At 70.6% G+C, this 14,450-nt stretch carries 13 protein-coding genes and 1 pseudogene; 5 read left to right on the top strand and 9 right to left on the bottom strand.

What is annotated here, in order from left to right:
* Nucleotides 1-94 precede the first annotated feature (94 nt).
* The gene (locus ACIGQF_RS21750) at nt 95-397 is read right to left on the bottom strand and encodes a hypothetical protein (protein ID WP_399712529.1); all 303 of its coding nucleotides are present in this window, start codon (nt 395-397) and stop codon (nt 95-97) included.
* On the opposite strand from ACIGQF_RS21750, the pseudogene ACIGQF_RS21745 reads away from it, so the two are divergent.
* From ACIGQF_RS21745 to ACIGQF_RS21730, 4 genes and pseudogenes are all read left to right on the top strand, one after another.
* Nucleotides 377-628 (top strand): annotated as a pseudogene (locus tag ACIGQF_RS21745) (NmrA family transcriptional regulator); the annotation flags it as partial. The gene ACIGQF_RS21750 and the pseudogene ACIGQF_RS21745 overlap by 21 nt on opposite strands.
* Before the next feature lie 218 nt (nt 629-846).
* Nucleotides 847-1,869 carry a CopD family protein gene (locus tag ACIGQF_RS21740; RefSeq protein ID WP_399712526.1) on the top strand — a complete coding sequence of 341 codons (1,023 nt, stop codon included), beginning with the start codon at nt 847-849 and terminating at the stop codon, nt 1,867-1,869.
* Nucleotides 1,870-2,069: 200 nt separating this feature from the next.
* Nucleotides 2,070-4,265, top strand: a complete 2,196-nt coding sequence (helR, locus tag ACIGQF_RS21735) for an RNA polymerase recycling motor ATPase HelR (RefSeq protein WP_399712523.1) — start codon at nt 2,070-2,072, stop codon at nt 4,263-4,265.
* Nucleotides 4,266-4,651: 386 nt separating this feature from the next.
* Complete coding sequence (locus tag ACIGQF_RS21730; protein WP_399712521.1) at nt 4,652-4,879, top strand: hypothetical protein; 228 nt, start codon at nt 4,652-4,654, stop codon at nt 4,877-4,879.
* Nucleotides 4,880-5,080: 201 nt separating this feature from the next.
* Here ACIGQF_RS21730 and ACIGQF_RS21725 read toward each other — a convergent pair whose 3' ends face one another.
* The 3 genes from ACIGQF_RS21725 to ACIGQF_RS21715 all read right to left on the bottom strand — a co-directional run bounded on the left by ACIGQF_RS21725 (nt 5,081) and on the right by ACIGQF_RS21715 (nt 6,298).
* On the bottom strand, nt 5,081-5,353 hold the full coding sequence (locus tag ACIGQF_RS21725) for a DUF4190 domain-containing protein (RefSeq protein ID WP_399712653.1): 273 nt from the start codon (nt 5,351-5,353) through the stop codon (nt 5,081-5,083).
* A 62-nt stretch (nt 5,354-5,415) separates the two neighbouring features.
* A complete protein-coding gene (locus ACIGQF_RS21720; protein WP_399712518.1) occupies nt 5,416-5,571 on the bottom strand; it encodes a hypothetical protein in 156 nt (51 codons plus the stop codon).
* 178 nt (nt 5,572-5,749) lie between these two features.
* Entirely contained in the window at nt 5,750-6,298 is a 549-nt protein-coding gene (locus ACIGQF_RS21715; protein ID WP_399712515.1) for an FABP family protein, read from the bottom strand.
* A gap of 293 nt (nt 6,299-6,591) precedes the next feature.
* Between ACIGQF_RS21715 and ACIGQF_RS21710 the strand changes: the two genes are divergently transcribed.
* Nucleotides 6,592-8,079 carry an MFS transporter gene (locus ACIGQF_RS21710; protein ID WP_399712513.1) on the top strand — a complete coding sequence of 496 codons (1,488 nt, stop codon included), beginning with the start codon at nt 6,592-6,594 and terminating at the stop codon, nt 8,077-8,079.
* A gap of 64 nt (nt 8,080-8,143) precedes the next feature.
* On the opposite strand, the gene ACIGQF_RS21705 is transcribed toward ACIGQF_RS21710, so the two are convergent.
* The 5 genes from ACIGQF_RS21705 to ACIGQF_RS21685 all read right to left on the bottom strand — a co-directional run bounded on the left by ACIGQF_RS21705 (nt 8,144) and on the right by ACIGQF_RS21685 (nt 14,349).
* On the bottom strand, nt 8,144-9,019 hold the full coding sequence (locus tag ACIGQF_RS21705) for a calcium-binding protein (protein ID WP_399712511.1): 876 nt from the start codon (nt 9,017-9,019) through the stop codon (nt 8,144-8,146).
* 414 nt (nt 9,020-9,433) lie between these two features.
* Nucleotides 9,434-10,771, bottom strand: coding sequence for a gluconate:H+ symporter (locus ACIGQF_RS21700; RefSeq protein ID WP_399712508.1), 1,338 nt, complete (start codon nt 10,769-10,771; stop codon nt 9,434-9,436).
* Between the two features lie 108 nt (nt 10,772-10,879).
* The gene (gudD, locus tag ACIGQF_RS21695) at nt 10,880-12,226 is read right to left on the bottom strand and encodes a glucarate dehydratase (protein WP_399712505.1); all 1,347 of its coding nucleotides are present in this window, start codon (nt 12,224-12,226) and stop codon (nt 10,880-10,882) included.
* A 49-nt stretch (nt 12,227-12,275) separates the two neighbouring features.
* Nucleotides 12,276-13,196: a 5-dehydro-4-deoxyglucarate dehydratase gene (kdgD, locus tag ACIGQF_RS21690; protein WP_399712501.1), complete on the bottom strand. Its 921-nt coding sequence runs from the start codon at nt 13,194-13,196 to the stop codon at nt 12,276-12,278.
* A gap of 277 nt (nt 13,197-13,473) precedes the next feature.
* Nucleotides 13,474-14,349, bottom strand: coding sequence for a LysR substrate-binding domain-containing protein (locus ACIGQF_RS21685; RefSeq protein WP_399712498.1), 876 nt, complete (start codon nt 14,347-14,349; stop codon nt 13,474-13,476).
* Nucleotides 14,350-14,450: the final 101 nt, after the last annotated feature.

Below are 14,450 nucleotides of genomic sequence, written 5' to 3'. Positions count from 1 at the left end.
CACGGCCCGGCGCTCGTCCTCCGTGCACTTGTCCTGCAGCTGACCTGCGAGCCGTTCCGTCCTGGCCTGCCGCCCCTCCCCCGCCACCGGCCGCTCACCCCCGCCGCAGCGTCGCCGTAGCGATCTCCAGGAAGTCGCGCAGGAGTTTCTCGCGCCGGTCGGCGGGGGCGGCCAGGCGGGTTTCGACCTCCGGCGCGCCCGTGAACGGCCGCCTGATGTAAGCGACTTGGGCCCGCCCGTCCCGGACCGGCGCAACCTGCTCCCACCAGCGCACCGGGACCACGTCGGTTTCGACGTCCGGGTGGCGTGAGGCGAAGGCGCATATCGCATCGGAGACGTGCAGCCCCGGGGAGAAGGCGGCTACGAGCCGTTGGATATACCTGCCGATGTCGTGCACGCACCGCACCGCGGCGCCGACGGTCGCGAGGATGGTCTGCGCGTCATCGTGCGCGGCCCCGCCCGGCTCCCCGACGCGGTACGCGAACGCGTCGACGTCGTCACCGGTTCGCACGGCGACGCCGAGGTCGTCGTCGACCGGGCCTTCGCCGGCGCGGACGCCGTCTTCTGGGTGGCCCCGTCGGCCACACGGCCCCCGAGCCTGGACGACATGCACTCCGGCCTCACCCGCGCCCACGATCGACCGCCGCAGCGGCGAGCGCGGTCTGAAGTGCCTGAACCACCGGGGCGAGACCGTGCCCTGGTAGCGGCCATCGGAGTGGCCACGCCTCACCGGCTGTCCGAAAACCTCCCCCGGACAGCGCAACAGCACGCGGAACCCGCCGTCGGCCAGCATTATTGTCCTCTGCAATGGTTTGTACGTGACGACAGGTATCCGGGGTGCCCGCCATGCGTCCGTCCACCACAACGACAGGTGACAGAGCCGTACCGGCGGCCACCCCGGCGCCGGTCCGTACCGGCGCCGGACGCTCCGTGGCCCTGCTCGTACTGTTCACGGTCGCCACGGTCATTTCGCTGGTGGGCCCGCAAGCCGCACTGCACGGCACGGGAGAGGCCGCGGCTCCCGGAGCCCATTGGGTCACACTGCTCCGCGGACTGCTGTTCGCCGCGGTGAGTGTGCAGGCCGGCGAAGTGATCGCACCGTGGCTGGCGCGACGCATCCCCCGGGCGCCCGCACCGCTGCCACGCGGCTGGTCCGCGTCGGCAGCGCTGGTCGGCGCCCTGGCCGCGATGGGACTCGCCCTGATCGTCGCCGCCGGCAACCTCGTCCCGTACCGGCTCGCCGACATGGACCTCGCCGATCTCTACCGCACGCGCGACGGGCTGCTGGCCCTGCTGAGTGTGGATGCCTTCCTCGTGGCGGCGCTGCTCGCACGCTCGCGCCGCCCCGCGGCGCAGGCGCTGCCGCTGGCCGCGATCGCCGTGGCCGAGGCGCTGCGCGCGCACCCGGCCACGGAGGACGGCCCGCTCCTCGGCTCGGCCCTGACCCTCCTCCACTTCACCTGTGCCGCCCTGTGGGTGGGTGGCCTCCTCCACGTCCTGCGCATGGTGCGGCTGTGGCGTGCCATGGAGCCGGCGGCCGGTGCGGAACTGCTCGCCCGGTACGCGCGCGGCGCCGCCGGGCTGCTCATCGCGCTCACCGTCACCGGCGTGTGCAGCACGCTGCGGCGGATGCCGCCCGGCACGGTCCTGGACCAGCTCACGAGCACCGCCTACGGCCGCACTCTGCTGGTCAAACTGCTGCTGGTCGCGGTGGCGAGCGTGCTGGCGCTGTGCGCACGCCGCCGGCTCCGGCACGCCGCCGACCCGCTCACGGCCTGCACTCCCGCCCGCTTCGAGATCCTCACGCTCGGGCTGACGGTGGCGGTCACGGCGCTCCTCACCGCCCTGCCGGTACCGATCCGCTGGTAGTGGCGTAGCGGCCAGAGGCACCCAGCCCGGGGGTGAGGTCACCGGCCCGGCAATGAGGCGAAAACGAAAGGCAAGGAGGTGTACTCACTCCTTGCCACTCTCAACTTATAGCGCACTGGGGGGCTTGCGGCAAGGCCCTCCTCGTGGTGCACAATCGCGGGCCGATGCGAGAAGTGAACAGAAATGGGGGGACTCACGAAGTGAGTGCGCTTTTGAGGTCTTACGGGGAGCCGCGCGGCGGCACCAGCGCGTTCCGCCTGCCCGACCGCCTCTCCCGCAAGGCCGACCCGGCGCTGATCGACGCCGATGAGCAGCACTTCGCAGCCATCGCGGAGAGCCTTGAGCAGTCGATCGCCGAACTGACCGACCGCCTGGCCGCCGAGCGCAGGGCGCCCGGCGGCGTCGGCCGGGCGGCGATGGACCGGGACGCGGAGATCCACCGGCTGTCCGGCCGCCTGCGTGCCCTGCGCCGCTTCGGGCTGGACCTGTGCCTGGGCCACATCGTCAGTGCGGACAGCCCCGAGCCCGTGTACATCGGACGCCTCGGCCTCACCGACAGCACGGGGCGCCGGCTGCTGCTCGACTGGCGCTCGCCCGCGGCCGAGCCGTTCTTCGCGGCGACCCACGCCAATCCGATGGGTCTGGTGAGCCGCCGCCGGTACCGGTGGACCCGCGGCCTGATCAGCGACTACTGGGACGAGGTCTTCACCGCCGACGGGCTCGAAGGGCATGCCGCGCTCGACGACCAGTCCGCGTTCATCGCCAGTCTGGGCAGCAACCGGTCCGACCGCATGCGCGACGTGCTCGCCACCATCCAGGCCGACCAGGACGCCATCATCCGCGCGGGATCGCAGGGCGCACTCGTCGTCGACGGCGGCCCCGGTACGGGCAAGACCGTCGTCGCGCTGCACCGCGCCGCGCACCTCCTCTACTCCGACCCGCGCCTCGGTCACCGCCGGGGCGGTGTCCTGTTCGTCGGCCCGCACCAGCCGTACCTGGCCTACGTCGCCGACGTGCTGCCCAGCCTCGGCGAGGAGGGCGTACAGACCTGCACCGTGCGCGACCTCGTCGCGGAGGGAGCGGCAGCGGCGACCGAGGCCGACCCGCGCGCGGCCCTGCTGAAGTCGTCCGCGGACATGGTGAAGGCGATCGAGCCGGCCGTCGGCATCTACGAGGAACCGCCCATCGAGGGCATGACGGTCTCCAGCCACTGGTCCGACATCTGGCTGAGCCCGGAGGACTGGGCGGTGGCGTTCGAGGCGGTGGAACCCGGTACGCCGCACAACGAAGCACGCGACCAGATCCGCGAGGAACTGCTCACGATCCTGATGGACAAGGACGACAGTGATGCGCCGCCCGAGTTGCTGCGCCGCTCACTGTTGCAGGACCGGGAGCTGATCCGGACCCTCAACCGTGCGTGGCCGATGCTCGAAGCGAGCGACCTGGTCGGAGACCTGTGGTCGGTACCCGCTTACCTGCGCAAGTGTGCCCCCTGGCTCAGCCGCGAGGACGTACGGAGGCTCCAGCGCGCGGACGCCCAGGCCTGGACGGTGTCCGACCTGCCGCTCCTGGACGCGGCACGGCAGCGGCTCGGCGATCCGGAGGCATCGGTACGCAAACGCCGGCACGAGGCCGCTGTCGCCGCCGAACGGGCACGCAGGGCCGACGTCATCGCCAACATCCTGCAGGACACCGAGATCGACGAGAGCCAGGGCGCGGTGGGGATGCTGCGCGGTCAGGACCTGCAGGACACCCTGATCGACGAGGACGCACTGCCCGGCACGGACCCGGAGCCGCTCGCCGGCCCGTTCGCGCACATCATCGTGGACGAGGCGCAGGAACTGACCGATGCCGAGTGGCAGATGCTGTTGCAGCGCTGCCCGTCCCGCAGCTTCACGATCGTCGGCGACCGCGCCCAGGCCCGGCACGGCTTCACGGAGACATGGGAGGAACGGCTTGCACGCATCGGGCTCGATCGCGCCACCGTGGCGTCCCTGAGCATCAACTACCGTACGCCGGAAGAGGTGATGGCCGAGGCGGAACGCGTCATCCGCACCGCACTCCCGGACGCCAACGTACCGACCTCCATCCGCAGCAGCGGCATCCCCGTCGTCCACGGATCCGTTGCGGACCTGGGTAAGACCCTCGACACCTGGCTCGCCGAGCACGCGGAAGGCATCGCGTGCGTCATCGCCACCGGAGACATCGGAGAGGACACGTTCCGGCCCACACCCCGCGTCCGGTCCCTCACCCCGGAACTGTCCAAGGGCCTGGAGTTCGACCTGGTCGTCCTCATCGACCCCGAGTCGTTCGGCAACGGCATCGAAGGATCCGTCGACCGCTACGTCGCCATGACCCGCGCGACCCAGCAACTCGTCATCCTGACGACCGAATGACTCCGGAATTCCGTCGAAACGTTTTCCCACTCGGACCGACAAAAGGAATTCCGTAAAGGAATCACCTCTCGGAGGCGCCCGGTGTGCGTGGTGGCCAGCAACGAGCCCTGCACGGCGACGCCGAGGGCCGCACCGACCTGCCATGTGGGACCTGAACGGGACCGGGCTGCCCGCCCGGGTCAGCGACCTGACGGACGACACCGTCCTCGGCGCGGCAGCGGCCGCGCACCACCTTCCCCGCCCCTGCGCGCGCACTTGTCCACCGCGGCCGAGGAAGCGTTCGTCGCCGGTATGACACGGCCCGGAACCACCGGGCGGGTGCGTGAATTCCGGTGCGGCAGAAGGGGGAAAGTGGGTATAAGGGGGGTGACACGGGGGGGATGCGCATGCGCGCGTTCAAGGGGAACACTATTTTTGACAGGCTCGTCGCCGCGGTGGCCGCTCTGCTCGCCGGGGCCTTCATCGCCCTCTTCCTTTTGGCTGCCGTCGGTGCCCTGGATTCGCCCAAGGGCACGAAACCGGCCTCGCCGACCTACGACGACCCGTTCTGGCCGCCCCAGCCGATACCGACGCCGCCGGCCCCGCCGCCGCCCCCGTTGACCGTCTATCGCTGAGGTCGACCGTTCACCGCTGATTGCCACGGAGGCGGTTCATCTCGGCGCGGGTGACCGGGAGTACGGTGCCGTGGCGGGGGCGGGGCGAGAGTCGATGACGAGGTACCACTTGTTCTCGGTGTCGGAAGTGCTGCACGGGCTGCTGCCGGTGTGGTCGTCATCGGGCCGCCGCCCCCACGGTTACGGCCCCTCACCCGCTGATCACCCGGTGAACGTCCACGCCGCCGAGTCGTCGGCGGCGACGAGGACGCCGTACACGGCCAGGTCGCAGACTCCGAGTACCAGGCCCGCCAGCGCGGGGAAGCGTCGGCTCGTGGCGCGTGCCAGTGCGAGGCTCGCCATGACGATGGCGACGGGTCCCAGGACGAGATTCATGACCAGCAATCCCAGGATTCCCATGGCCAACGAGGCGACGGCCATACCATCGGCGTCGCGCAGTCCGGTGCGCCTGCGGGCGGAAGCAGTGACTTCCATCATGAAGCGGTGACCTCCATCATTCGGCTCCTTCTCATTGGTGCCGGATCACTGGCGTCGGATCACTGGTGCCGGTGGCGGACACGCTCCCGTACGGCGAGCACGCACAGGAGGACGCCGATGACGACGGCGGCCGGCAGCGTGGCGGACGGCGGCGCGTGCGCCGAAGCGCCCATCACGCCTTCCGTCAGCAGGAGACCGAGCAGGGGCAGGAGCATCGCATGCCTCTCATCGTGGACTTCGATGTCATGAGTACCGTTGATGTCATGAGTACCGTTCGTGGCGTACAGCCCCGCGGGTACCCACCCGCCCCGGTTTCACCACACCGGTCCGCCACCGGCCGTTGCCGCCCCGGCGTCCAGACCTTGCCCGGCGTCCAGTCCCTTTCCCCGGTGGCTAGCCCTCGCCCCGGCGTCGCAGCTGCGCCGAGAGGTGGTGTTGCAGCGGCCGCCCGACCGCTGCCAGGTCGTGGACGAAGTCGAGGGTGTCCGCGTCGGTCAGGGTGTAGCGGCGGCGGGTGGCGGTGACGTCCTTGGCGGTGGGGGTGAGCGCCACCTGATGGGTCGTGAGGTCGACGGTTCCGCCGTCCGCCCGGCCCACCAGGATCTCCGTGATTCCGGTGGGCTGAGTGATCAGCGCTTCCACCCGCCCCTCGGGCTGGAGCCGCCACCAGCCGGTCTCCCGGGCCGCCGGGCGCAGCGGAGCGCCCTCGGCGTCCAGCAGCCAGGCCCGGGCCTCGTAGGAGAGGAAGGGCCGGCCGTCGTGGCTGAAGGTGACCTCCTGCGCGTACGTGAAGTCCTCGGCGAGCGTCGGATACTCGCCGCTCCCCCGGCCGGTCCAGGTGCCCAGCAGTCCGGCCACCGGGGCGAGCAGCGCGTGCGGCGAAGGAGTGCCGTCCGGGTCGAGGGCGTCGGGGTAGGGGAGGTTCCGGGCGGGGACGGTCATGAGGTGCGCTCCTGGGTCGGGGCCGTTGCCGGGTGCAGCCTAGGGCGTCGGCGGGCGGCGGGCGGCGCGTGCCGGACCACGGCGTCGAGGACGTCCACGGCCTGAGCCGGTGGCCGCGGAGCCGCACGCGCAGCCCTCGCTCCGTCCGCAGCCGTCACCTCGCCCCGCCCGCACTGTGACCACTCAGGTGACCGATATGCGGACACCCGTGTGGCCGAATCTGACCGGAGTCTACGATTCCGCCGTCCGTCCTTGACTCGCTGTACGTCCCTGATCTGCACCGGAAGGCGCCCGTGAGCCCCACCTCTCCCCTGCCCGCCAGTACGTCGCCGGAGACGGCGTCCGGCACGGTGCTGATCCGTTCGGCGGCCGACGTCTCCGACCTGGTCAATTCGGGCACGGCACGCGGCCGGCACGCCAGGATGATCGTGATCATCGCGCTCGGCGGCATCTTCCTCGACGCGTACGACCTGAGCTCCCTCGCGTACGGGCTGCCCGACATCACGAAGCAGTTCGGTCTCAGCTCCGCGATGGCCGGGCTGGTCACCGCGTCGATCAGCGTCGGTTCGCTGCTGGGTGCCCTGCTCGGCGGCTGGCTGGTGGACCGCATCGGCCGCTACCGGGTCTTCATGGCCAACATGCTCTTCTTCGTCGTCACCGCGCTGGTGTGCGCGGTCGCACAGGACGCGTGGACACTGATCTCCGCGCGCTTCGTGATGGGCATCGGCGTCGGCATGGACATCCCGGTCGCCATCGCGTTCCTCGCCGAGTTCTCGCGGCTGCGGGGCAAGGGCAGCAAGGGTTCGCGCACGGCCGCCTGGTCGCCCGCCTGGTACGCCGCGACCAGCGGCTGCTACCTGGTGATCATGCTGCTGTACTTCGTCCTGCCGGACGCGCAGCTGGGCTGGCTCTGGCGGTTCACCGTCGGCTTCGGCGCGGTGCCCGCGCTGGTCGTACTGCTGCTGCGCCGGCGCTACATGAACGAGTCCCCCACTTGGGCTGCCGACCAGGGCGACCTGGAGAGCGCGGCGAAGATCCTGCGGCAGTCGTACGGCGTGGACGCGCGCGTCGCCGACGATGTGCCCGCCAACACGCCCCGCCCGCCGCGGCCCGGACTGGCCTCGTACGCGCGGCTCTTCACGCCTCCGTACCGTGCGCGCACGATCCAGTCGGTGACGGTCGGGATCGCCGAGACCTTCGGTTACAACGCGGTCGCCTTCGGTCTGCCGATCATCATCGCGACACTGATGACCCAGGGCCCGCTGACCACGATCGCGTCGTCCTTCGCCCTGAACCTCGTCTTCGCCCTCACCGGCGGGCTGCTCGGCATCCGCTGGGCGTCGACGAAGGGCGCCTGGCCGATGATGTCGCTGGGCTTCGCGATCCAGCTCGTCGCCATCGTGGTGCTCGGCCTCATCGGGGCGCCGTCCGGGACGGCCGTGGTGACGGCGGGAATCCTGATGCTCGGCGCGTTCATGTTCGCCCAGGGCTTCGGCCCCGGCGCGCACATCATGAGCTACGCGTCGCTGGGCTTCCCGACCTCGATGCGCGGCGTCAGCATCGGCTTCAACCAGGCCGTATTGCGACTCGGTTCGACCCTGACGCTGTTCTTCTTCCCCATCCTCAGCACCGGCCTCGGCACGGACGTGTACTGGGTCATCCTCGCCGCGCCCGTTCTCGGCCTGACCGCACTCCTCGTGAAGCGCTGGGAGCCGGTCGGCTTCGACGCGGACGCGGAGGAGCGGGCCCTGGCCGGGACCGGGGCGGCCGCCCGGAGCTGACCTCCGCGGACCATCGCCCGGGGCGCATCCCACGCCCCGGGCGGGTTGTTTTCCGCGGGTGGTCTCAGTCCTGGTACACCTTGTCGGTGCCCGGGCCGCCGGAGAGGGTGTCCTTGCCCCGGCCGCCGTACAGCACGTCGTCGCCGCTGTTGCCGTACATCGTGTCGTTGCCGTCCTCGCCGTACAGCTTGTCGTTGCCCCGGCCGCCGTAGACCTCGTCGTTCTCGGACCCGGCGTGCAGGATGTCGCTGCCGTCGTCGCCGTACAGCGCGTTGATGTCGCCGGTTCCGGTCACGGAGTCATTACCGGCACCGCCACGGCAGATGTACTGGCAGGCGCCGGTGACGATGTCGTCGCCGGCGCCGCCGTCGGCACCGAGACCGTCACTGCCGTCGATGCGGTCGTTGCCGTCCCCGCCGTTGTACTGGGTCTGTCCGGTGCCCTTGAGGACGTCGTTGCCCGCTCCGCCCTGGATCGCGCCGATGGCGCCGGATTCGGAGGCGATCGTCGCCCTGTCGTCGCCGTCGCCGAGGTCCACCTCGTAGTCCGTCGAGTCGTCGGAGCCCAGCGGCTCGGGGACCGTGCACTGCACGACGGTGCGGTCGGCGGCGGAGGGGTACACGCAGTCGTCCCACTCGGCCGCGCTCGCGTCGATGGCCATGCCGGCCCGGTCGCGGAAGGTGATGAGGTAGTCGCCGCCGAACTCGGAGGGGTCGACGTCGATGCCTTTGGTGGTGACCGTCAGCTCGTTCTTCTGACCGGCGGCGGCCTTGTACCGGACCGCACCGTCGTCGTGGACGAGGGTGGCCTGGCCGGCTGCGGGTGCGGCGGACGCCTGGGCGGCGGGCGTGACGAGGACGAACGCGCCTAAGGCGAGGCCGGCGGTGGCAGTGGCGGCGAGGAATCCGCCCTTGCGCATGGTGAATCCGTGCTTACGCATCCAGAGATACCCTTTCGCGGAACTGATGGCGATTGTCCGGTGTTTCCGATCACCGACTCAGACAACGCCTCAAGGGCATCGGTTGCGCCGAACTGCCTCACACGTCACAGGAGTTGGAGAATTCACCTCGGCGCTGCCCGGCGTTCCACCGGAGTGCGCCGGAAGGCAGCCGCGGGGGCGCGCTCCGCGCTGCCGCCATCACCCGACATATAGAGAGGGATGGGCACGACCACGGAGGCCCGTTGGCTGCCGGCGCTCGGGCCGGGTGCGCTGGACACCCCGTTCACCATCGTGGGGTACCAGAGTGTGTTCTCGCGCTGGAACGGGCCGGCCGTGATGCTCCCCATCGGCCGGCACCATGTCAGGGCGGCGGACGGCGTCGGCACGCAGGACGGGGCCGACGCCGCCCCGGCGCTACACCCCCATGGCGCTGAGCGCCGCGTCCATGGCGAAGACACCGCCGAGGCCGAGGACCGCGAGCACTGTCGTATAGGTGGTCCGGGCCTTGATGGCATCCAGGACGGACAGGTTGAAGTACTCCTTGAACATCCAGAACCCCGGGTCGTTGACGTGGGAGAAGGCGATGGACCCGCAGGACACCGCGAGGACCATCAGCTCCGGGTGGGTGCCACTGCCGGCGACGAGCGGTGCCGCGATGCCCGCCGCGGTGGTCACCGCGACCGTCGCCGAGCCGAGTGCGATCCGCAGGATCGCGGCGATCAGCCAGGCCAGGAGGATCGGCGAGATGGTCCAGCCGTGCGTCAGTTCCTTGATGTAGTCGGCGATCCCACCTTCCACCAGGACGTTCTTGAAGGCACCGCCGGCGCCGATGACCAGCAGGATCATCGCCATGGCCTTGGCGGCGTCGCTGCAGGAGGCCGCCACGTCCCCCAGCGAGCGGCCGATGCGCGGCCCGAACGCCCAGGCCGCCAGGACCAGGGTGAGCAGCAGGGCGACCGGGGCCGAGCCGAGGAAGGCGACGAGCGGCATGCCGGCGTGGTGTTCGCCGATGGCCATCTCGGCCACCGAGGCGCCCGCGATCAGTACGACCGGGAAGAGCGCGACCGACAGGGACCAGCCCATGCCGGGCATTTCCTCGTCGGTGAACGCGCGGTCGCTGACGAGGCCCTTCGGGATGGACGGGTTCATCCGGCGGACGAAGGCGAGCCGGGGCCACAGCAGCGCGATGAGCGCACCGGCCGGGACGGCGATGAACAGGCCGAAGAAGAGGGTCTTGCCGATGGAGGCGTCGAAGGTGGCCGCGACGGCGGTCGGGCCGGGGTGCGGGGGCAGGAAGCTGTGCATCGTGGACAGCGCGATCGACATCGGCAGGCCGATCCACAGCAGGTTCTTGCCGGTCACCCGGACCAGGGTGAACGCCACCGGCACAATGATCACGAAGGCCACTTCGTAGAACATGGTGACGCCGATGAGCATGGCCGTGACCACCATGGCGACCTGGACCCACCGGTCGCCGAAGCGGTCGGCCATCGTCGTCGCGATCCGCTGGGCCGCACCGGAGTCGCCCATCACCCGGCCGACCATCGCGCCGAGCCCGATGACGAGCATGGTGTCGCCTATCTGGCCGCCGACACCTTCACTGAGTACGTCGGGGATCTTCTCCAGGTCGATTCCCCGGATGACCGCCACGGCCACCGCGACCAGCAACAGAGCGATGAACCCGTTGAGCTTGAGCCGGGTCATCAGGAAGAGCAGCGCCACCACGCTGAGCGCCACGACGAGCAGGGGCATATCACTTCTCCCTTGAAGTGATGCCGGGATGCGGACCGCCGGAGCCGATGCCCCGCCGGCCCGGAATCCCGGGTGGTGAGTGGAGGGAAGGGCTGTGCCTGCGGGGGGTCAGCGGACGAGCGCCGGCTTCTTCGGGTCGAACTCCCAGCCGGGCAGGAGGTACTGCATGCCCGCGGCGTCGTCGCGGCCGCCGAGGCCGAGGCTGTGGTACAGCTCCTCGGCCGCGGCCACGCGGTCCAGGTCGAGGTCGACGCCGAGGCCGGGACGGTCGGGCAGGGCGATGGCACCGTCGCGGATAACGAGCGGCTCGCGGGTCAGATGCTGGCCGTCCTGCCAGATCCAGTGCGTGTCGATCGCGGTGATGTCGCCGGGCGCGGCGGCGGCGACGTGGGTGAACATCGCCAGGGACACATCGAAGTGGTTGTTGGAGTGCGAACCCCAGGTCAGTCCCCACTCGTCGCAGAGCTGGGCCACCCGCACCGAGCCGTTCATGGTCCAGAAGTGCGGGTCGGCGAGCGGGATGTCGACGGCATCGGCCTTGATCGCGTGGCCGAGCTGCCGCCAGTCCGTCGCAATCATGTTGGTCGCGGTGGGCAGGCCGGTGGCGCGGCGGAACTCGGCCATGGTCTCGCGTCCGGAGTAGCCGCCCTCGCCGCCGCACGGATCCTCGGCGTACGCGAGGACGTCGCGCAGCCCGCGCCCGATCTCGATGGCGTCCTTCAGCGGCCAGGCACCATTGGGGTCGAGGGTGACGCGTGCTTCGGGGAAGCGCTCGGCGAGGGCGGTGACGGCCGCGGCCTCCTCGGGGCCGGCCAGCACGCCGCCCTTGAGCTTGAAGTCCTGGAATCCGTAGCGCTCCTGGGCTGCCTCGGCGAGCCGGACGACGGCCTCGGGGGTGAGTGCCTCTTCGTCGCGCAGCCGCAGCCAGGCGTCGTCGGCGTCCTTGTCGTGGCGGTAGGGCAGATCGGTGCGTCCACGGTCGCCGACGTAGAAGAGGTAGCCGAGGACCGGCACACTGGTGCGTTGTACGCCTTCGCCGAGCAGTGCGGCGATGGGCACACCGAGGTGCCGCCCGAGCAGGTCGAGCAGCGCCGACTCCACTGCGGTCACCGCGTGCACGGTGACGCGCAGGTCGAAGGTCTGGGCGCCGCGGCCGCCCGCGTCGCGGTCGGCGAAGCGCTCCCGTATCGCGCGCAGTACGGCGTGCGGGTCCCCCACGGACCGGCCGACGACCAGGTCGCGGGCCTCCTCCAGGGTGGTGCGGATGCCCTCTCCGCCGGGCACCTCGCCGACGCCGGTACGGCCCTCGGAGTCGGTGAGGAGCACCAGGTTGCGGGTGAAGTACGGGGCGTGTGCGCCGCTGAGGTTCAGCAGCATGCTGTCCTGTCCGGCGACCGGGATGACGCGCATCGCCGCGACGACGGGCGTACCGGTGGGAGGTGTGCTGGTGTTCATGATGCGGTGCCTTTCGGGGCGGGGTACGGCGGGTGTGCGCGGCGGCGGCTCAGCCGCCGATACCCCGGATGAGGGCGGTGAGCTGCGCCAGCTCCGCCGGCTCCAGGTCGGTCAGCGGCGGCCGGACGGGCCCTGCCGGGTGGCCGGTGATCTGCATGCCCGCCTTGACGATGCTCACCGCGTAGCCCGGCTTGCGGTCGCGGATCCGCGTGTAGGGGAGGACGAAGTCGTGGAGCATGCGCAGCACGTCGGTACGGCGGCGGTCCCGGACGGCGGCATAGAAGTCGAGCGCGAACTCCGGGAGGAAGTTGAAGAGGGCCGAGGAGTAGGTCGTCATGCCGACTTCGAGGAGCGGCAGGGCGTACGTTTCGGCCGTCGGGAGGCCGCCGATGTAGGTCAGGCGCTCGCCCACGAGGGCGTAGAGGCGGGTGAGCGGGTCGATGTCGCCGACGCCGTCCTTGAAACCGATCAGGTGGGGACAGCGCTCGGTGAGGCGCGCGACGGTGTCCGGAGCATAGACGGCGTTGGACCGGCTGTACACGATCACACCGAGGCCGGTGGCCCGGCAGACCGCCTCGACATGTGCGGCGAGGCCGTCCTGCGAGGCTTCGGTGAGGTACGGCGGGAAGAGGAGCAGGCCGTGGGCCCCGGCGCGCTCGGCGGCCTTGGCGAACTCGACCGCGGTGGCGGTGCCGTATCCGGCGGGGGCGATGATCGGGGTACCCGCCGGCGCGCTGTCGACGGCGGCGGTGACGACCCGTGCCACCTCTGCCGGGGTGAGTGAGAAGAACTCACCGGTGCCGCCGGCCGCGAAGAGCCCGGCCACGTCGTACTTCCCGAGCCGGGTGATGTTCGTGCGGTACGCGTCCTCGTCGAACGAGCGGTCCTCGGCCCTGAAATGTGTCACCGGGAAGGACAGCAGGCCGGAACCGAGGCGGCGGCCCAGTTCGGCAGGGGTGTGGTCGGTCATGGCAGGAGGCTCCTGGGTTGCGCGGAGACGTGCGGCTCACGCGGCTTCCCGGTTCTGGGCGTGGCCTGCCCACGACTTCCGGAACTTCCGGGCGGGCGGGGGCGATGGCCCGTGCCCCGGACGGAAGCCGCTTCGATTGCTGGCCGGAACGTTAAGAGCCTGTTGCGATGCGGGTCCAACACCATTTCGGCATGCTGCGATACCCGTGGCGCATCGTTCGGAGCGCCTGGTGAGACGGTGTCTCACAGGCCCGGCGCCGAGGTACCCGGGGCGTCGCTCACAGGTGCCGGAGGAGCGCGTGCAGGGCCGGGTTGTCGTTGGCCTTCCGCCACACCAGGTGCAGTTCGACGGGGGTGGGGTCGGGCAGTTCCAGGGGCCGGAAGGTGATGCCCGAGAAGCGCATCTGCGCGGCGGCCTCGGGGACGAAGGCGATGCCCCAGCCCGCGTTGACCATCGCCAGGAGGCTGTGGACCTGGCTGAGGTACTGGGTGAAGCGCGGGGTGACGCGGGCGGCCCGGAAGATACTGACCAGCAGTTCGTGGAAGTAGCGGGCTTCGACCGGGGAGTACATGAGCACGTCCTGCCCGTCGGACTCGCTGATGCGCAGCGGGCCGTCCGCCGCGCCGAGCGGATGGTCGCGGGGTACGGCGGCCAGCAGGCCTTCGCGGATGGCGGGACGGGTCGCCAGGTCGGGGCTCGTGCTGGAGGGGCGGATCATGCCGAGGTCGAGCGAGCCCTCGGTGATCGCCTCGAGCTGGTCGCGGGTCACCTTCTCCCGCAGCACTATCTCGGTGAGCGGCATGGTGGAACGGGCGACGTCGAGCAGTGTGCCGAGCGCGGAGTAGGCGCCGGCCGCGGTGAAGCCGATGGCGATGGCCCCGGCCTGTCCGGCGGAGACCTGCTTGGCGGAGAGGCTGGCCGCCTCCGCCTGGCGCAGGATGTTGCGTGCTTCGTTGAGGAAGGCGCGGCCGGCGGGTGTGAGGCGTACGGTGCGGTTGGTGCGGTCCAGCAGCTGTACGCCCAATTCGTGCTCCAGCAGCTGTATCTGGCGGCTGAGCGGAGGCTGGGTCATGCGGAGGCGTTCGGCGGCTCTGGTGAAGTGCAGTTCCTCGGCCACCGCGACAAAGCTCACCAACTGCACGAGTGTGAACACCGATACCCTCCAGGTATTGGATCATCCAAAAACTGTGTTGGACGTGGATCAATCGCTGACCCTAGCGTCAGGAAAAACCCACGGCGAGCCGCCCCTCCCCC

It is taken from the genome of Streptomyces sp. NPDC053560 (genome assembly GCF_044544605.1).
Classification (GTDB): Bacteria; Actinomycetota; Actinomycetes; order Streptomycetales; family Streptomycetaceae; genus Streptomyces.
Note: the sequence above shows the minus strand (reverse complement) of the source record. Positions and strands in the feature narration are given on the sequence as shown.